We start from the raw sequence: 18,258 nt of genomic DNA, 5'->3' as shown, positions 1-18,258 counted from the left end.
GCGCAGGTACCCATCACCCCTCACACCTGCGCCCCTATACAAATTTCAAGCTGAATAGATTATAACCTGATATTTTTGATTCATTGGAGAAAAGGGTGACACAGTTCTACGGAAAAACAAAAATCTGCTACGGCGAGGACGCTCTGGATAATCTGGAGACTATTCCGGCTACGCGGGCTTTTATTGTTACCGATTCCTTTATGGTTAAGACCGGGTTTGCTGACCGGGTCCGTACTCATCTGGATCGTAATGGGATTCCCTACATCATTTTTGATGAGGTTGAACCCGATCCTTCCCTTGAGACAGTTACCAAGGGAGCACAGATTTTCCTTAAAAATCAGGCCGACCTGATCATTGCTCTCGGCGGCGGGTCGCCCATTGATGCGGCTAAGTCCATTTCTTTCTTCGCCAGCAAGGCCCTTGAAGGAAAGACCAAACCCACGTTGGTTGCTATCCCCACCACAAGTGGTACCGGAGCAGAAGTTACCAGCATCGCCGTGGTCACCGACAAGGTCAATGAGGTCAAGATTCCCCTCAATGATGAAATGCTCATCCCGGATATGGCTATCCTTGATGCTCGTTTCACTCGTTCCCTGCCGCCGCATGTTACTGCTGCAACAGGTATGGATGTGCTGACCCACGCCATTGAGGCTTACACTTCCCGTCAGGCCAACGCTTTTACTTCCATCTACGCAAGATACGCTATTCGTTACGTATTCAAGTATCTCAAGCGGGCCTACATCAATGGTGATGACATGGAAGCACGCGAGAACATGCTGCTCGGTTCCTGCATGGCAGGCATGGCTTTCAATAACAGCGGACTGGGTATCACCCATTCAATCGCCCATTCCCTCGGCGGAATTTTCCATGTGCCGCATGGTCTGGCAAATGCGGTAGTCCTGTCCCACGTAATCAAGTTCAACAGCTTTGATGTGGGCATCCGTTATCATGAAATTGCCACCATGCTGGGACTGCCCGCAGAAACCGTTGAAGAAGGCACCAGATCCCTCATCGATGCGGTTTGTGAACTCAACGAGTCCATGGGTATTCCTAACAACGTTGGCGCATTGAAGATTGATGAAAGTGTTTTCAAGACCAGCCTGAACACCATTGCCCGCAACGTGCTCGATGATATCTGCACTGCAGGCAACCCCAGAATTCCTTCTCGTGATGACGTAAAGGAACTTCTGCTCAAGGCTTGGTAGATATAGCAGTTTTGAACACCCCCGGCAGCGAAGCTTAATGAAAGTTTTAGGAGAGTCCAGAGAACCCTTTTACACAAATCCGCAGGACAGCGGATTTGGACGTTGTCTGAAAGGCAACGCCCCGCAGGGGTGAGCCCCAGGACGGGGCGAATCAAAAGGGTTCTCTGGTCCCCGAAGGGCCGCCGGAGGCAAATCTGAAGGAATAATTAAATGGCTGTAAATATAGTTGATATTATTCGCGAGACAGGCGTTGTCGGTGCCGGTGGTGCCGGCCTGCCGACTCACGTTAAAGCTGAAGCAACAGTAGATACCGTTCTGGTAAACGGTGCCTCCTGTGAACCGCTGCTCATGAGCGATCCTTACCTCATGGAAGCGGAAGTAGATACCATGATCCGCGGTCTCGAAGCGATCATGGATTGCACTGGAGCCAAGAAAGGCATCATCTGTCTCAAGGGCAAACACGCTAAGGCTGTTAAGGCTGTTGAAGCTGCTGTCGGACGTGACACTTCCGGTCGTCTCGAGTGCTTTGTACTTAAAGATTTTTACCCTGCCGGTGACGAGCAGGTGCTGGTTTACGAAGTTCTGGGCCGTACTGTTCCCGAACGCGGCATTCCCCTTCAGGTGGGTGCTGTGGTCAGTAACACCGAGTCCCTGTTCAACGTTGCCCTTGCCATAGACGGTAAGCCGGTTACTCATCGCTACCTGACCGTTGCCGGGGAAATTAAGACCCCCATGGTTGTTAAAGTTCCCGTGGGTACCCTTGTTTCCGATGTGCTCGAATTCGCTGGTGGACCGACCATTTCCGACTACAAAGTCGTTGACGGCGGTCCCATGATGGGCCGGGTCCTTCCCGATACCAACCAGCCGGTAACCAAGACCACCAGCGGACTTCTGGTCCTGCCCCCGAACCATAACGTGGTAGCAGGCAAGGTCATGGACCCCGCAAAGATCCGCCGCATCACTAACACTATCTGCTGTCAGTGTTCCCGCTGCACCGATCTTTGCCCGCGTAACCTGCTCGGACATTCGCTGCATCCTCACAAACTGATGCGGGTGATCGCCAACAACGAGTTGGACAGCGAGATCGCCAAGGAAGCACTACTTTGTTCCGAGTGCGGCATCTGTGAAAAATTCGCCTGCCCCATGATGATTTCACCGCGTGAGGTTAATGCCCAGATCAAGCAGATTCTGATGAAGGAACGCGTGACTTGGGAATCCAAAGGCAACGAGCTGAAAGCCAACCCGTTCCGCGAGAGCAGAGCCATTCCCACCAAGCGTCTGATTCAGCGTTTGAACCTGACCAAGTATGACGGTCATCCTGAATACGCAGGTGAGTTCACACCTTCCGTGGTCAACATCCGTCTCGGTCAGCACATCGGTGCCCCGGCGCAGTGTGTTGTTTCCGCAGGAGATAAGGTCAGCTGCGGTGACTTGCTCGGTGAAATTCCCGAAGGCGCAATGGGCGCAAGGGTTCACGCCAGCATTGACGGCGTTGTTGAAAGCGTTGAGAACGGCGTAGTCGTTATTAAGAAATAATTATCAGGGATTCCAAAGAGGATTTAGATATGAATTTACGTACTATCGGTTGTGTAGAATTGAACAGCGTTGCCCTCGGCATACACACCGCAGATGAAATGCTCAAAGCAGCACAGGTCGAGCTGGTTATGGCCCGCCCCACCTGTCCGGGCAGATATATTGTTGTTGTTACCGGGGATACCGGGTCGGTAAAGAGTTCCGTTGAAGTCGGTTGCGAAATCGGCGCGGATATGGTCGTTGATCATTTCACCATCGCCAGCGTGCACGAGGATGTTATCCCCGCTCTGAGCGGAACTTCCATTGTTCCGCAGATTGATGCGCTGGGTGTGATTGAAACCTACACTATCGCATCCTGTATCCTTGCAGCGGACGCCGCAGCCAAGTCTGCTGATGTAAGCCTGATCGAAATTCGCATGGCAGCAGGGCTTGGCGGTAAAGCATATGTGACCATGACCGGTGATGTGGGGTCCGTGAGTGCCTCTGTTGAGGCCGGAGTGGAAGGTGTCGGCGAGTCCGGACCTGTTCACAGTCACGTGGTTATTCCTTCCCCCAGCGAAGGCATTAAAGAGCAGTTGATTTAATTTTAAGAAGAGCCTCCGGCGGGTCTACCGACGGTCCCTGCCGGGGGCCTTAAACCCTTTGAAAAGGGTTTAAGAATCCCAAACTTTTTTAGTTTGGCTTCGCCGCTTCGGATGGCAAAACGTCGTTTAATTTTTCAGGAGTACAAGCATGATGGACAATGACAACAAACAGCGCATTATTCAGGAATACGTTCCCGGTAAGCAGGTTACTCTTGCCCATCTTATTGCCAGCCCGCACCGGGATATCTATCTCAAGCTCGGTCTGGATGATAATTCTTCCGGGGCCATCGGCATTATGACTATCACCCCTAGTGAGGGTGTGATCATCGCCTCTGATGTTGCCACCAAGGCTGCTTCTGTGGAGATCGGTTTTCTGGATCGCTTCGGCGGTTCATTGCTGATTCTGGGAGATGTTGCCAGCGTGGAAGCTTCGCTTCGTGCCGTACTCGATTACTTTGAGGGTACCCTGCATTACTCTTCTGTGGAGCTGACTAGATCCTAAAATCAAGAAGAGGTTTTGCCATATGAAACGGGAAAGCCTATTAAAACGTTTTGGGATTCTTAAACCCTTTTGGAAAAGGGTTTGAGGCCCCCGGCAGGGTCGCCGAAGGCATCTTATGAAAAAAACAATGTTCGTGGGTGAGACCCGTTCCGGCAAAAGCTCGCTTATCAAAGTTCTTTCCGGGGAATCCTACTCTCCGCGTCGCGCCATGGCCGTGGAACATTTCGGCCCGTTTATCAACACCCCCGGTGAATTCTTAGAGAACAGCTGGTTTTACCACGCCCTGATAACTTCTTCCGCAGATTGTAAGGTCTTGGCTATCGTCCAAGATTCTACCCGCCGGACCAGTCTTTTTCCTCCACTTTTCGCTTCCATGTTCAATCGCAAGGTCATCGGTCTTGTCTCCAAAGTTGATGCACCCAACGCCGATCCCGTTCTGGCTGAACGCTTTTTAAAGCAGGCCGGAGCAAAGGAAGTTATTCATACCAGTAGTGTGAGTGGTGAGGGGATTGAGGAAGTGCTGGAAATTATATCTTAATTTTATATACGCTAGCGGCGAAGCCCAATTAAAAGTTTTTGAAGAGTCCAGAGAAACTTTTTCCAAAAAGTTTCTTTGGTCCCCGAAGGGCCGCCGGAGGCATTCCTATTTATCAATAGCCTTGTTAATCTTACATGCTGCGCAGGCCGCACCGAAGCCGTTATCAATATTTACTACTGTCACTCCGCTGGCGCAGGAAGTGAGCATCCCGAGCAGCGCGGACAGCCCGGAGAAACTGGCCCCGTAGCCTACTGAGGTCGGCACGGCGATGATGGGTTGTTCTACAAGACCACCGACAACGCTGGAAAGTGCGCCTTCCATACCTGCGACTACGATGAGCACGGAGAATTTTCTGATCTCATCAATGCGGTCGAACATGCGATGGATTCCAGCCACCCCGATGTCGGAGATGATGGCGGCGCGGCTGCCGAGCATATCGCAGGTCACCAGTGCTTCCTCGGCAACGTCCAGATCGGAAGTCCCGGCGGTGATGATGCCCACGGTGCCGCTGTTGTATTCGATTTGCCTGCTCTTGCAGGTCAGGGTGTTGGCTGTCGCGCTATATTCAACATGCGGGAAACGGGATATTACGTGCTCGGCTGTTTCCGGGGAAACGCGGGTTGCCAGCACGTTGCTACGTCCGCACATATGTTCGAAAATATCTCCAATCTGTTCCGGGCTTTTGCCTTCACCGTAGATAACTTCCGGGAAGCCGTTGCGCAGGCTGCGGTGATGGTCAATCTTGGTGTGGCCGATATCCTGATAGGGCAGGTCGCGCAGCTTCTCCATCCCCTGATCCACATCCATGCTGCCGTCACGGATAGCATGTAAAATATTTTTTAAATTATCATTGGTCATTGTGAATTCTCCATCGTAGGCCTCCGGCGGGTCTGCGACGCTTTGATTTGATGCGCTATCGCGCTTTTTATAGATCGCATTTCGCCTCCGGCGGCTTAAGGAGCTAAGCCCCTTAAGAATCCCTATTAGGGGCTGTTTTATTTCTTGTTCAGGCTACCCATTTTGTAACCCTCTAGGTCCAGCGTTATATGGCGGTAGCCGAATTCTTTTAATTTATTGTTGATCTCGTAAATTTCATTGGCGTTGATGAAATCTTGCAGTCTGTCAGCCGGAACTTCAATACGGGCAATTTCGCCGTGATGGCGGACCCGCACAGCCGGGAAGCCGATTTGCATTAGGAACACTTCGGCCTGTTCAACTTGGCGCAGGGCTTCGTCAGTTACCTCAACATCCATAGGCATGCGTGATAGCAAACAGGCGAAAGAAGGTTTGTCCCATGTGGACAGGTTGAATCTGCGGGACAGTTCGCGGATCTCCTGCTTGGTCAGTTTAGCTTCCACAAAGGGGCTGCGGATTCCAAGTTCACGCAAGGCCTTGATGCCGGGGCGATAATCGCTGAGGTCATCAATGTTAGTGCCTTCAAGGACGTGTTCAAAGCCGTGCTCTTGCGATACTCCCAGCAACTTACTGAACAAAATTTTCTTGCAGGTGTAGCAATGTTCTGGCGGATTCATGCGCAGTTCAGGTGGAAAATCGATTTCCAGCACAACATGTTTTACACCCACCTGTTTTGCGAATTCCATTGCCTCGTCCTGTTCCCATTTTGGAACATAGGGCGTGGTGATAGACGCAGCCAAGGCACGTTCGCCAAGAGTTTCTTTTGCGGCATGGAGCAGCAGAGTACTATCCACGCCACCTGAAAAAGCTATGACCGAACCGGCTGTGTCAGCAATAGTTTCGAGTAGTCTTTTATATTTTAAAGCAAGTGTGTCCATCAAAGTAACCAGTGAAAACAACTAAAACGTTTTGGGATTCTTAAACCCTTTTGGAAAAGGGTTTAAGCCGCCGGAGGCAAAAAATCTCAATAAAAGCGCGTAGCGCATCAAATCTCTCTTACTTTTCCAATCTGTAAATAGACTTCACTCAGTGATATCTCATGCGCCTTTGCTAAAGCGCGGCAGTCTTCGAGTTCGGGCTTGGAGCGAATAATCTTGCCGTCGAGAAGGGCGTTCTTCATGGTTACCGGACCAAGCGGGGTTTCGAGTTTGTCAAAAGAAGTCCCAAGTGTGGTCTTTTCAATGGCAATGCTTTTGATGCCGTTGGTGGTGGTATGCTTAAAAATCAGCCGTTTGAATTTGTCTTCGTCTTCAGCTCCGCAGAGTAGGGACAGGGTGGTTGCCGGACGGTTCTTTTTCATGACGATGGGCGTGAAATGCACATCCATGGCTCCGTCTTCCATGAGCTGATCAAGTGCCGCGCCAAGCATTTCCCCGGTCATGTCGTCAATGTTGCATTGCAGCAAACGGGCCGGGACCGTGGGCAGGGATGCTGTTTTCTTTTCAACTTTGGCAAGCTGTACCCGAAGCACGTTTGGAATTTCATTGTCCCGGTGTCCGATGCCGTATGCTGTTTTCTGCACAGCCATGCGCGGAGAATCAGGAAAATGGTCAACCAGTTCGGCAAGTATCGCCGCTCCGGTGGGGGTAGTGGTTTCTTTGGGCACCGCGCCTTGGGTGGTGGGCTTCCCGGTGAGTATTTCGGAAGTGGCTGGGGCGGGAACGGGAATTTTACCGTGTGCGCAATTGACAAATCCGCTGCCCAGTTCAATGGCTGAACACCATATTTCGTCAATTTTGAGCGCATGGAAACAGATGGCTGCGCCAACTATATCTACTATGGAATCAGTGGCTCCGACTTCGTGAAAATGGACTTCGTAAAGGGTGCTACCGTGAATCTTGGCTTCGGCCTTGGCAACCCGTTTGAAAATAGCGAGACTGGTTGTTTTGACTTTCTCGCTGATATTGCTGGAATTGATGATCTTTTCTATGTCTTTCAGGTTGCGATGTTCATGATGGTGGTGATGACCATGATTATGCGTATGTCCGTGGTCATGATGGTGATGCGCAAGCTCCACATCTACGCGGGTCCCGAAAATGCCTTTGCGGGAATCTTCGGAGATCTTGATGCTGAATTCGTCATCCAGTCCAAGTTTGGAAAGTTCATCGCAAAGGAAATTGGGGTTGACTCCAAGTCCAATCATGGCGGCCAGATTCATGTCACCGCTGATGCCTGAAAAACAATCGTAGTAGAGTATATTCATCTCGTTTCCGTGCGTTCGTTGGATAAGTTTTACATCTCGAATATCCTATTAACCGCTTATACTTTTAAACGCTTAGGCTGCAATGTCCAGCTTTGTGAAGGGCTGGACCCCTGCTATAGTGAAATGTTAAGGGAATATTACTGTCTTTTTCCTGCTAAGTTTTTGGATAAGGATAATTGGAACAGACAATCATGCCATATGTTATGGCGGAGCAATAAATGATTATGAAATTTAAGCACGAATATGCTGGACGGGTTTGCAGACAGCTAATCTTTTTTCTGCTGCTGATTCTGGTTTCCGGATGCGGATTAAAGCGTAATCCCATTCCTGTGGAGATGCAGGCTCAGGCCAGTCTGCCCGGATATGATCAGGTCCGTTTTTTCGGGGATACCACTCCGAAACACATGGACGCGGTCATGAAAAAATGGGCCGAGTTGGGCAGAATGAATAAACTGCCAGCTGAGATCAGCTTCCTGTCCCTTTCCGGCGGTGGTGCGGACGGTGCTTTTGGCGCGGGCTTTCTCTGCGGCTGGACTGAGCGCGGTGATCGTCCTACTTTCGGGCTGGTTACCGGAGTCAGTACCGGGGCACTCATTGCTCCCTTTGCTTTCATGGGGTCTGACTACGATCCCTTCATCGAGATGTTCTATACCACCTTTGAAACCAGCGATCTTGTTCAGCAGCGATCCTATGTTTCCGCTGTTTCCGGGGACTCGGTGTATAGTACTGAGCCTTTGCGTGAGGCCCTGAAAAAATTTATTAATGCCGAATTTATAGCCAAGATCGGGGCCGAGCATCGTAAAGGGCGCAGACTGCTTATCGGAACCACCAATCTTGATGCCATGCGCCCGGTCTATTGGGATATCGGTGCCCTTGCCCAGTACGGAACCCCGGAAGCGGATCAGCTTATCCGTGATGTTATTTTAGCTTCGGCTTCTGTTCCGGTGGCCTTTCCTCCGGTCTATTTCAAGGTTAAGGCCGGAGATAGAATTTACGATGAAATGCACGTGGACGGCGGGGTCAGCAATCAGGTTTTTTCCTATCCGCCCAGCATTCATCTTGCCGAGGAATTGGAAAAAATAGGCGAAAAAAGAAAGATCGTTCTTTATGTAATTCGCAATGACGCCCTTGTTACCGAAGGAGTGCAGGTGGAACCGTACATCGGGGGCATAGCCGCTCGTTCACTTGCCGGGTTGATCCGCAATCAGGGCATCGGCGATCTTTATCGCATGTATTACACCTCCCAGCGGGACGGTATTGATTTTAAACTGACTTTCATCCCACCAGATTACAACGAAGAGTCTGACGAAATGTTCAGCCCGGTTTACATGAGCAAACTTTTTGTGCTCGGCCACAGTATGGCCAAGGCCCCAAGCCCGTGGCATGCCGCTCCTCCTTCCACCACAGCCCGCAAAGGACCGGATGCTGTCCCGGCGGAAGTGATCTTTGAATGATGTGGATTAATGAGCAAAAGTTCTCTATATCAAATTTAACGTTGTTTTATTAAAAGAAAGACAGTCGAAGTATAATCGGTGAAGTTAAACATGTAAGTATAGGTGTGCGTATTTATGATCCCGAAGATTTTTCATTTTGTGTTCGGATTCAAGGAACAGACCGAACCGCTACACCTTGCGCATGCTTTGGCTGTTCTTTCCTGTGCTAGAGTAAATAGACCGCAGAGGATTTTTTTCCATTACTATCACGAACCCTTCGGAGTTTATTGGGATCTTATCAAGCCGCTGGTCAAGCTTGTAAAAGTCGAACCACCAAAAGAGATTTTCGGTATCCCCATTAAGCACTATGCCCATCAGGCGGATATTGTCAGGCTTAATGCTTTGCTTGAAATCGGCGGTGTTTATGCGGACATGGACACCATCTTCGTGAATCCGCTCCCGGAAGAGTTATTTGAAAAGCCTTTTGTCATGGGCAGGCAGGGGGAGATGGGGCTTTGCAATGCTTTTATGATGAGTACCCGCCAGAGCCGTTTTGCCAAACGCTGGATGGACGGGCATGCCGGAGCTTTTAAGGGTGGGAATCCCGGTACCCCGGAATGGGACAACCATTCGGTTTTTTTTCCCGGACAGCTTGCCAAGACCATTCCCGCAGATATTCACATTGAGCCGCAGACAAGTTTTTTTAAGCATCTGTTTAATAAATTCGGTTTGAAAGCCCTTTATGAGGATAACGACACTGATCTGGGCAAGGTTTATTCCCTGCATCTCTGGGAAAACATCGCTTGGGATCGTTATCTTTCCGGTTTGACTCCGCAGATAATCAAAGAGGTCGATACCACCTACAACTGCATTGCCCGGAGGTTTTTAAATGAAATTTGATCTCGGAGGGCGTGGCAGGAACAGGGAATTCACCACCGTTAATTTTGAAGATAATTGTGATATTAAACACGACATCCTCGACCTCGACGGTTTTATTCCCGAAGACGGTGTGGTTGATGAATTCCGCATGATTCACACCCTTGAGCACATCCCCACAGCAGATTATTTAAAGTTCCTGAAAGACATAAAACGCAAGCTCAAACCGGGTGGCAAGATTACCATTGTTCTGACCGATGCAGAGGCTGCCATTAATATGTGGAAGGCTAATACGTTATCTTTCCGGGCTATGAAGAAAGTAATATTTCCCCCGGCCCACCTGACCGGGGAGAACAAATTCATGGCCCATCATAACATGTGGAATACCCTTGATTTGGCAAGGGATTTTCAAGCTTTGGGTTTTGATACTTTCAGCTTTGAAGCCGGGGCGTGGTCCTTCGATCTGACCGATGAATTTTTTCCTGAAGAGATGGCCCATTTTCATGGCGTACAGATTAAAAATCTCGGCGTAATGGCCGTGCTACCGGAGTAGAATAAATGAGTAAGGTTGATGTGATCATCAGTGTTTGCGGCAAGCCTTTGCAAACCTGTCTTGCTCTGCTGTCCCTGGAACGGGCCAGTGGGCAGCATATTGATAAAATTTATTTTATTGAGGAAAATACCCAGACCAAGGGCATTGATGCGGGATGTCATCAATATGTATTGGATGCCCTCTCCCACAAAATTGAATATTTCATGCCCAAGTATTGGAATTACTGCTTTCCCATTGAATGGGATCGGGTGGATGATGAGGAATACCGTCATTCCGTGCGTTACCAGTACGGCTGGGAAAAGAGCGACAAGGATTACGTACTCATCATCCATAACGATGCCATTTTCAGGCAGGACATCATCGGTGCCATGGTCGAAGGTATAGGTGACCATGTGGCTGCCGGGCATATCGGGCAGTGCTGGTATTGTCCGGCCGCTTTTTCCGGAAAATGTTCACCTGATACGTACATGGATTACCGCCCGGACTTCCGGGAGTTGGTCGATCTCTACCGTAGTGCACAGCCGCCGGAAGGCAAGCAGGTCCGGGCCTATCACCTGCCGCGCATGCATGATATTTTTTTCAAGCAGCCATGGCCGTTGCCTGAATGTAGGGTCAATGAATGGTGCTGTCTGGTAAATATGAAGATAGCCCGCAAAATGACTATGCCAGTGGGCAAAGCGACTCCTTTCGGGGCTTTCATCAATGTGGGCAAGCAGATTCTGGATGTGGGTTGCCAGTGGTTCAGGGAAATGCATCTGCGCAATAAGACTTGTCTGAATTTTGATATCTATAAATATATGTATCATGATGTTCCGCCCACCGGGCAGCCTACGCTCATTGATAAAGACAAATATAAAACAAAAGAAGAACTGGCTCTTGATGTTTTACGGGCGGAGTTTGATTACCCGAAATGATGTTTTTTTGACTGACGTAACGCATTCTAAATAGTTTAAAAAAACGGTTATAGATATGGAATGTTCACTTGATTTTTCCGCTGTAATTTTTGATTTGGACGGAACTCTGCTTGATACCTTGGGCGAGATAGCAGCTGCGGGCAACTCTGCTTTGACCCGCATGGGCTTCCCGCCTCACCCGGTGGATGCTTACCGCAGGTTTGTTGGGGCAGGTGCGAAGAAACTTGCATGGCGCGCTTTACCTGAAGAAAAGCGGACTGAGGCAATTTATGATAAGTTTGTTCCTGTCCTGCTTGAAGAGTTCAACAAAGGGCTGAATACTATTGCCAAACCTTATGCCGGGGTTCCGGAAGTGCTTGTTGATTTTGCTTCTTGCGGTAAAAAGATGGCCATTCTTTCCAATAAGCCGCATGAGTTTACCGTGGATGCGGTTAATAAATTTCTGCCGGGTGTTGACTTTTTCGCTGTCTACGGCGGACGCAAGGATGTTCCTCTCAAGCCTGAACCGGATGTTGCCCTTGAACTTGCAAAAGCTATGGGTGTGTCCCCGCAGCAAACACTGTTTGTGGGTGATTCCGATGTGGATATCAAAACCGGGGTCAATGCAGGCATGATTTCCATCGGTGCCGGATGGGGCTTCCGTGGAGAAAGAGAGCTTGTTCAGGCCGGGGCCAATATTGTGCTGGATACTCCGGCGGATTTAGTTTCGCTGCTCTAAATTTTTCATTGCATTCTCTTGGAAGGGGTTGCCTATTTTTTAGCCGCTTCCATTTCTTTGGCTTTTATTGAAGTTAGTGGAGTTCTTATTTACACATATTTTCCATAATCAGTAACCAGCAAATGGATCGGCTCTTCGTCCTCGTCCACTTCGGGGAAGCGGGGCAGTGGTTCGTGAAAGCGATTGTCGATGTTGTCATCGTTGACCGCGCTTACTTCTCCGACCATGACGTCTCCGGTTCCTTCTTCGCAGTAAAAGCAGTGGTACATGCCCGGTTCAAGGCAGATGGATTCCCCTGGTTCGAGTACGATCACGCCGCCCGGTTTCACGGTGCGTATAAAACCGTCCACGCTTACTTCCAGCGGCTTATCGGACATGGATTCGTCTTCATTAGATCCGTATAACTTGATGACAAGGTTGCCGCCTGCACGGTTGATGATATCCTCGCGTTTGGACCAGTGGAAATGCATGGGGCAAAGTTGGCCTTCACGCAGAATCATGATTTTTTCTGCGTAAGGCTTTGGGTCTCCGGTCTGAAGGTTACCGTTGCGGATGGTGAACAGGATCAGCCCCAGTTTGTCGAAGTCGCCCTTGCCGTAATCGGTCAAATCCCAGCCGAGCATGTTGCGCACAACTTCGCTTTCGCCTTTGCCTTTCCAATCTTCCGGTCCCCAGAAGGCCCATTTGGGCAGGTTGAAACGGTGGCTGGCGTAAAATTCTTTGGCTTTGACGATTAATGCGTTGATCTCGCTTCTCTTCATGTTTTTATCCTGTATTGAAAAATTATTTTATCAATTTAAATTCGTTAGGAATAGCGGGCATAGCCCCTTTGCAAGTGCAGACATGGGCAGCCAGCCTGTTGGCGTGTTCGCTAATTTCTTCCAGCGAATGATCCAGCAGCAGTCCTATGGCAACCGATGCGGTAAAAGAATCACCTGCACCGATAGTATCGGCAATTTCTTTAATCTTTATTCCGGGATGCTCAACTCCATCGGTGTCACTAATGATCAGGCTGCCGTTGCTTCCACGGGTCAGAACTGAGCATTTCAGTTCGAATTCATTATGCAGTTTTTTGAGCATATCCCGCTCACTGCCTTTAAGTTCAAACATGGTCGCGATGACTTTAATTTCGTCATCATTCAGTTTAAGCACATCAGCCCGTTGCAGGGATTCAGCAATGATTTCCTTGCTATAAAAAAGCTGGCGCAGGTTCATGTCATAAACCTTGAGGGCCTGCGGGGCGGCATCCAGAAAAGTATGGATCGCCTTTTTGCTTATCTCGCTGCGCTGGGCAAGGGTGCCGAAGCAGACCGCATCCACCTGCGGGGCAAAGCCCATGGCGGTATCGTTCAATTTCAGGTGGTCCCAAGCAATGTCGTCCGGGAAGTAGTAGGTTGCCACGCCCTGATCATCCAAGCGGGCTTCCACGTATCCGGTCTCATGGTCGCGGTCAATGCTGACCCCGGAGAGGCAGAGTTCACGGTTCATCAATTCTTTGGATGCCCGGCGACCACGTTCATCATCTCCGATAGTAGAGACGGCTGCGCCGTCAGCGCCTAGTTTGCCAGCGTGGTACGCAAAGTTGACCGGGGCACCGCCGATCTCTTCATAATCAGCCAGTACGTCAAATAATATTTCGCCAAGTCCCGCGATGAAGAATTGTTTCATGTATGCCTCCGGCGGCTTAAACCCTTTTGCAAAAGGGTTTAAGAATCCCAAAAACTTATATTAGGGCTTCGCCGTGTTATCTGTTCTTTACTCTTTTACTGAACCAGCAAGTAATCCGCGGATAAAGTATCTGCCGAGAAAGATATAAATCATGAGTACCGGGAGCGCAGCCATCATTGATCCGGCCATGGGCAGGTTCCAGCTTACGGCCTGTCCGCCAGCTAGCTGGGCCAACCCTACGGTGATGGGGTTGTCTTCGTGGCGTGTTAGACAGATCCCCCAGAGAAACTCGTTCCAGATTTGGGTAACCTGCCAGAGACTGGTGACTACGAAACCGGGGATGGACAGCGGGAAGACTATCTTGGTGTAGATGGAAAAAAATCCGGCCCCGTCCAGCCTTGCGGATTCCACCAGCGCGGTAGGGATCTGAGAGTAAAAGTTACGGAAAATCAGCGAGGTGATGGGCAGCCCGTAAACCACGTGGGCAAGAATTAAACCCGGTAACCCGCCGTACAGGTTCATGGCCCGCAGGGTCTGAAACAGCGGGATCAGGATAACCTGATAGGGGATGAACATGCCGAACAGAAACAGTGTGAAAATCAGCTCGCTGCCTTTGAATTTCCACTTGGAAAATACGTAGCCGTTCAGTGAACCGAGTACCGTGGAAAGTGCGGTGGCGCAGACGGTCAGGATCAGTGAACTGGCAATGTTTGACTTGAGCAGTCCAAAGGCTTGCGGGAAACTTTGCCAGTTAAATTTTTCCGGCAGCTCCCATGCTGTGGGCAGGCTGATGTTTGCCGGGTCCTTAAGTGCGGTGACAATCGCCATGTAGGCCGGCATGAGGAATAACAGAGCCAGTACAAAAAGTGAGCCGTAAAGCAGGATGGAGCCGGGGGTAATGGATGATTTCTGGGTTGTAGTACTCATGGTTTATCCCCTTCTCCTTTGCTTGTACTGGCCGATCACATAGGGAACGATGAAGGTGCCTGCCACCAGAAAAAGTACAATGGCAATGGCCGCTCCCCGAGCAAAATCGTTGGCCCGGAAGGTGGTCATGTACATATTCAGGGCCGGGTGCCCGGTCTGGGCGTTGTCCGGTCCGGTCATGGCGAAAATGATGTCGAACATCTTCAGCGAGATGTGCGAGAGGATGATCACCGCACTTATGGTGATGGGTTTGAGCATGGGAATTGCGACATAGCGGTAATAGTTGGTGGAGCTTGCTCCGTCGAGCATTGCCGCATCGCGCAAATCCTGTGAAATTCCGTTGAATCCGGCAAGGTAGAGAGCCATTGTGTAGCCCGCGTACTGCCAGACTGTGGCGATGATGATACCCAGTGTGGCGAGATTGAAGCCGTGCATTTCTTCCATGAACAGGGTCTTGGGAAGCAGGGAGCCGCCCAGCCATGCGAATGCTCCGATAACTACTCCGGGACCAAGCCAGCGTTTAACTGCCTTTTGCGGATCGCCTTTAAGAAGGAACAGTCCGACCAGAATCAAGATAAACGCTGCAATATAGATAAGGATCTGTAAAATATTTTGCCAGTTGAATTCAAGAATGGCCTTGGTGGATGATGTCCACTGAAAATCAAGGGCATCGAAACCCAAGTAGGTGGGCAGCACGTTGACTCCGCCCTGCGGTGCCAGCAGCCAACGCCAAATAGTACCGGAGACAATAAAGGAAAGGGACATAGGATACAGGAATATTGTCCGCAGGACGTCTTCGCCTTTGGGTTTCTGGTCCAGCAGGATGGCGATGAACATGCCAAGGCCGATAGCTCCGGCTAAAAGCATAAGCGAATAGTAGACCGCGTTGACAAGGTCCTGCCTGAATCCGGCGGAAAGGAATCCATTGAACAGGTCCACGTAGTTATCCAGACCGATGAAATTTTTCTGCGGATCAAAAGCCAGTGCTCCGGAGCCGCCCCAATCGGTCATGGAAATCCAGATGGTGTTGCCGATAAAACCGTAAACGAAAACGGCGATCAGGATGATTGATGGCAGAAGGGTTAAAAACGCCTTCAGTCTGTCCCGTGATGCTTCCCTCATATGCCGAAACCTCTTTTGGGACCGCGCCGGACTGTATCCGGCGCGGTATTAATTACTTAATGCGAATATCTTATTTGCCAATCTGGGCTTTGTCAGCCAGCTGCTGGCTTGCCATGGCGGTAGCCTTGGCATTCTTGGTCTTCAGGAACATTTCCATGACCTGTGCGAAGCCGCCCATGAAGGTTTCGTTGGCTGCTGCGCCGTGGATCAGGGATGCTGCAACAGCGTCCTTGGCGAAGTCTTTGGCTGCGGACTGCAAGTAAACGTTGTACTTGCTCAGGTCGGTATCAGTACGGGCGGAGATGGAACCCTTGAGGGGGTTGAAAGTATCACTGCCTTTCTTGGAACCGAGCAGTTTCAGCCATGCAATAGCGTTGTCGCGGTTGGGTGCGCCCTTGGGCAGACCGAAGGAGTCAGCGAGGAAGATGAATACACCTTCTGTCTCAGGGGAAGCTAACCAAGCAAAGTCTTTGCCCGGAACCATTTTCTTGGTTGTCTCCATGTAACCTGCGGCCCAGTCACCCATGATGTTGAATGCTGCGCGACCGTCGATAACCATATCGGTTGCCTGCTGCCATGAAAGAGAGGCTGCATCGGTGTTGGTGTAAGGCAGGATTTTGCCGAAGAGTTCCCAAGCCTTGATCATTTCAGGGCTGTTGAACTTCATTTTGCCAGTCCAGAGGTTGTTCCATTTTTCAGCACCGATGGATGCGATAACAACGGATTCCCAAAGGTGGGTTGCGGTCCAGTTTGCACCCATGGCGAGAGGGGTGATGCCTTCTTTCTGGAGTTTGGGAGCAATTTTCAGGAAATCATTCCAGTTTTTAGGTGCTTCCACGCCCCATTTTTTCAGGTTGGCAGGGATGTACCACATCACGTTGGAGCGGTGAATATTAACGGGAACAGACCAGATACCCTTGTCAGTACCGATCAGCTTGACCAAACCTTTAGGGAAAGCGTCCATCCAGCCTTGTTCTTTGAACAGGAAGGTCAGATCTTCCATGCGATCGGATTTAACCCATGTTCCGATGAGTTCCTGACCTGCGTGAACCTGAAAGCTGTCCGGCGGCTCACCACCGAGCATGCGGGTTTTCAGTACAGCCTTGGCGTTAACGCCGGAACCGCCGGAGACGGTAGCGTCAATGACGTTAACATTGGGGTACTGGCCTTTATATAGACCGATCAGGGCCTGCAAAGCCGGACCTTCATCACCCGCCCACCATGAGAAAATTTCAAGATCGCCTTTGAGTTCCTTGGCCTGTGAGACCTGCGGAACCGCCAGCAGCATTACCGCCGCGAACACCAAGCAAAGTTTAATTAGGGACTGTTTCATGTTTCCTCCTAAATGTTAAAACACTCTACGTTATCCAAAAGCCTTTTATAAATTGCCGCTTTTAGAGATTCTTCCAGTAAATGTTTCTCACTAACGTTTACTGTTGACGTTGCCTCTCTAGTAAAGCGCCTCTTTCGTTTCAGAATCGAAAAGGACCATGCGGTCAAATTCAAATCCGATGGGAACAATCTCGCCGGGATGGGCAACAACCCGGCCTTCCACTTCGGCAATGAGTTCGTTTTCGCCATCAATGATGATTTCAAGCAATGAATGGGCACCGAGGATTTCAGAGACGACAACTTCTCCGCTGCACCACCAGTCTTTTTGCAACCGCTCGATATTGTCTCCCATTTTGATGGAGTCCGGGCGCAGTCCGGCCAGTACCGGATCACCGTCTTTGAGGTTCGGACCCTGATGGTCCTGCACTGGAAATTTAGTATTGCCTTTGACAACATACCGTTTGCCGTCAATAACCTTGATCTCACCCTCAAGGATGTTCATGGGCGGGTTACCGATGAACTGGGCTACAAATACATTGTTGGGTTTTTCAAATACTTCCACCGGGGTGCCCACCTGCTGGATATGGCCGTCCTTGAGGATGACAATGCGGTCGGCCAAGGTCATGGCTTCGATCTGGTCATGGGTGACGTAGATGGTGGTTGTCTTGAGCCGCATGTGCATCTTGCGCAGTTCCATGCGCATCTGGGTGCGCAGTTGGGCATCAAGGTTGGAGAGCGGTTCATCGAAAAGAAATACATCGGGATTGCGGACCATGGCCCGGCCCATGGCTACACGCTGGCGTTGTCCACCGGAAAGTTCCGAGGGCTTGCGGTGCAGGTAGGGTTCCAGTTCGAGAATCTTGGCAACGTCGTTTACGCGCTGTTCAATCTCGTTCTTGGACTTTTTATGCATCTTCAGGGAGAAACCCATATTTTCGCCAACGCTCATGTGCGGGTAGAGGGCGTAGTTCTGGAAAACCATGGCCACGTTGCGGTCCTTGGGGGATACATTGGTGACCACCCGTTCGCCGATGTGGATGTCCCCACCGCTGATGTCTTCAAGACCGGCTACCATGCGCAGCAGGGTGGACTTGCCGCATCCCGAAGGGCCGACCAGCACGATGAATTCGTTGTCGTTTACCGAAAGGTCCACACCGTGGATGACCTCGACTGATCCATAACGCTTGATGACGTTCTTAAGCTCTACGTTTGCCATGTTTCATTTCGCCTTGTTC

The 18,258-nt window shown here is 50.3% G+C and carries 19 protein-coding genes; 10 read left to right on the top strand and 9 right to left on the bottom strand.

The window, feature by feature from the left end; genetic code table 11:
- Window positions 1–95: 95 nt before the first annotated feature.
- From D0S45_09660 to D0S45_09640, 5 genes are all read left to right on the top strand, one after another.
- On the top strand, window positions 96–1,205 hold the full coding sequence (locus D0S45_09660; GenBank protein TIH15839.1) for an iron-containing alcohol dehydrogenase: 1,110 nt from the start codon (window positions 96–98) through the stop codon (window positions 1,203–1,205).
- Between the two features lie 210 nt (window positions 1,206–1,415).
- Window positions 1,416–2,741 carry an electron transport complex protein RnfC gene (locus D0S45_09655; GenBank protein ID TIH15838.1) on the top strand — a complete coding sequence of 442 codons (1,326 nt, stop codon included), beginning with the start codon at window positions 1,416–1,418 and terminating at the stop codon, window positions 2,739–2,741.
- Between the two features lie 29 nt (window positions 2,742–2,770).
- Window positions 2,771–3,322: a BMC domain-containing protein gene (locus tag D0S45_09650; GenBank protein TIH15837.1), complete on the top strand. Its 552-nt coding sequence runs from the start codon at window positions 2,771–2,773 to the stop codon at window positions 3,320–3,322.
- A gap of 148 nt (window positions 3,323–3,470) precedes the next feature.
- Entirely contained in the window at window positions 3,471–3,824 is a 354-nt protein-coding gene (locus D0S45_09645; protein ID TIH15836.1) for a BMC domain-containing protein, read from the top strand.
- Between the two features lie 115 nt (window positions 3,825–3,939).
- Window positions 3,940–4,362, top strand: coding sequence for an ethanolamine utilization protein EutP (locus D0S45_09640; protein TIH15835.1), 423 nt, complete (start codon window positions 3,940–3,942; stop codon window positions 4,360–4,362).
- A 105-nt stretch (window positions 4,363–4,467) separates the two neighbouring features.
- Here the strand turns inward: D0S45_09640 and larB are convergent, their stop codons facing one another.
- From larB to larC, 3 genes are all read right to left on the bottom strand, one after another.
- On the bottom strand, window positions 4,468–5,220 hold the full coding sequence (gene larB, locus D0S45_09635; GenBank protein ID TIH15834.1) for a nickel pincer cofactor biosynthesis protein LarB: 753 nt from the start codon (window positions 5,218–5,220) through the stop codon (window positions 4,468–4,470).
- A 137-nt stretch (window positions 5,221–5,357) separates the two neighbouring features.
- Complete coding sequence (gene larE, locus D0S45_09630; protein TIH15833.1) at window positions 5,358–6,155, bottom strand: ATP-dependent sacrificial sulfur transferase LarE; 798 nt, start codon at window positions 6,153–6,155, stop codon at window positions 5,358–5,360.
- A 107-nt stretch (window positions 6,156–6,262) separates the two neighbouring features.
- The gene (gene larC, locus D0S45_09625; protein TIH15832.1) at window positions 6,263–7,480 is read right to left on the bottom strand and encodes a nickel pincer cofactor biosynthesis protein LarC; all 1,218 of its coding nucleotides are present in this window, start codon (window positions 7,478–7,480) and stop codon (window positions 6,263–6,265) included.
- Between the two features lie 218 nt (window positions 7,481–7,698).
- Here larC and D0S45_09620 point away from each other — a divergent pair, with 218 nt between their 5' ends.
- The 5 genes from D0S45_09620 to D0S45_09600 all read left to right on the top strand — a co-directional run bounded on the left by D0S45_09620 (window position 7,699) and on the right by D0S45_09600 (window position 11,974).
- On the top strand, window positions 7,699–8,934 hold the full coding sequence (locus D0S45_09620) for a patatin (GenBank protein TIH15831.1): 1,236 nt from the start codon (window positions 7,699–7,701) through the stop codon (window positions 8,932–8,934).
- A 114-nt stretch (window positions 8,935–9,048) separates the two neighbouring features.
- Window positions 9,049–9,813: a hypothetical protein gene (locus tag D0S45_09615; GenBank protein TIH15830.1), complete on the top strand. Its 765-nt coding sequence runs from the start codon at window positions 9,049–9,051 to the stop codon at window positions 9,811–9,813.
- A complete protein-coding gene (locus D0S45_09610; protein TIH15829.1) occupies window positions 9,803–10,342 on the top strand; it encodes a methyltransferase domain-containing protein in 540 nt (179 codons plus the stop codon). The genes D0S45_09615 and D0S45_09610 overlap by 11 nt, the downstream gene beginning before the upstream one ends.
- 5 nt (window positions 10,343–10,347) lie before the next feature.
- Window positions 10,348–11,256 (top strand): hypothetical protein, encoded by a 909-nt coding sequence (locus tag D0S45_09605; protein TIH15828.1) that lies wholly within the window; start codon window positions 10,348–10,350, stop codon window positions 11,254–11,256.
- 55 nt (window positions 11,257–11,311) lie between these two features.
- Entirely contained in the window at window positions 11,312–11,974 is a 663-nt protein-coding gene (locus D0S45_09600; GenBank protein TIH15827.1) for an HAD family hydrolase, read from the top strand.
- A gap of 89 nt (window positions 11,975–12,063) precedes the next feature.
- Here D0S45_09600 and D0S45_09595 read toward each other — a convergent pair whose 3' ends face one another.
- The 6 genes from D0S45_09595 to ugpC form a co-directional block, all read right to left on the bottom strand.
- Complete coding sequence (locus tag D0S45_09595) at window positions 12,064–12,735, bottom strand: D-lyxose/D-mannose family sugar isomerase (protein ID TIH15826.1); 672 nt, start codon at window positions 12,733–12,735, stop codon at window positions 12,064–12,066.
- Window positions 12,736–12,757: 22 nt separating this feature from the next.
- Entirely contained in the window at window positions 12,758–13,642 is an 885-nt protein-coding gene (locus tag D0S45_09590; protein TIH15825.1) for a carbohydrate kinase, read from the bottom strand.
- An 87-nt stretch (window positions 13,643–13,729) separates the two neighbouring features.
- Window positions 13,730–14,569 (bottom strand): carbohydrate ABC transporter permease, encoded by an 840-nt coding sequence (locus D0S45_09585; GenBank protein ID TIH15824.1) that lies wholly within the window; start codon window positions 14,567–14,569, stop codon window positions 13,730–13,732.
- A gap of 3 nt (window positions 14,570–14,572) precedes the next feature.
- On the bottom strand, window positions 14,573–15,691 hold the full coding sequence (locus D0S45_09580; GenBank protein ID TIH15823.1) for a sugar ABC transporter permease: 1,119 nt from the start codon (window positions 15,689–15,691) through the stop codon (window positions 14,573–14,575).
- A 70-nt stretch (window positions 15,692–15,761) separates the two neighbouring features.
- Window positions 15,762–17,024: a carbohydrate ABC transporter substrate-binding protein gene (locus tag D0S45_09575; GenBank protein ID TIH15822.1), complete on the bottom strand. Its 1,263-nt coding sequence runs from the start codon at window positions 17,022–17,024 to the stop codon at window positions 15,762–15,764.
- 117 nt (window positions 17,025–17,141) lie between these two features.
- Entirely contained in the window at window positions 17,142–18,239 is a 1,098-nt protein-coding gene (gene ugpC / locus D0S45_09570) for a sn-glycerol-3-phosphate ABC transporter ATP-binding protein UgpC (GenBank protein TIH15821.1), read from the bottom strand.
- Window positions 18,240–18,258: the final 19 nt, after the last annotated feature.

Origin of the sequence: Marinifilum sp. JC120 (genome assembly GCA_004923195.1) — a bacterium.
GTDB lineage: Bacteria > Desulfobacterota > Desulfovibrionia > Desulfovibrionales > Desulfovibrionaceae > Maridesulfovibrio.
The sequence above is the reverse complement of the archived record's forward strand: the minus strand, read 5'-3'. Positions and strand labels throughout refer to the sequence as shown.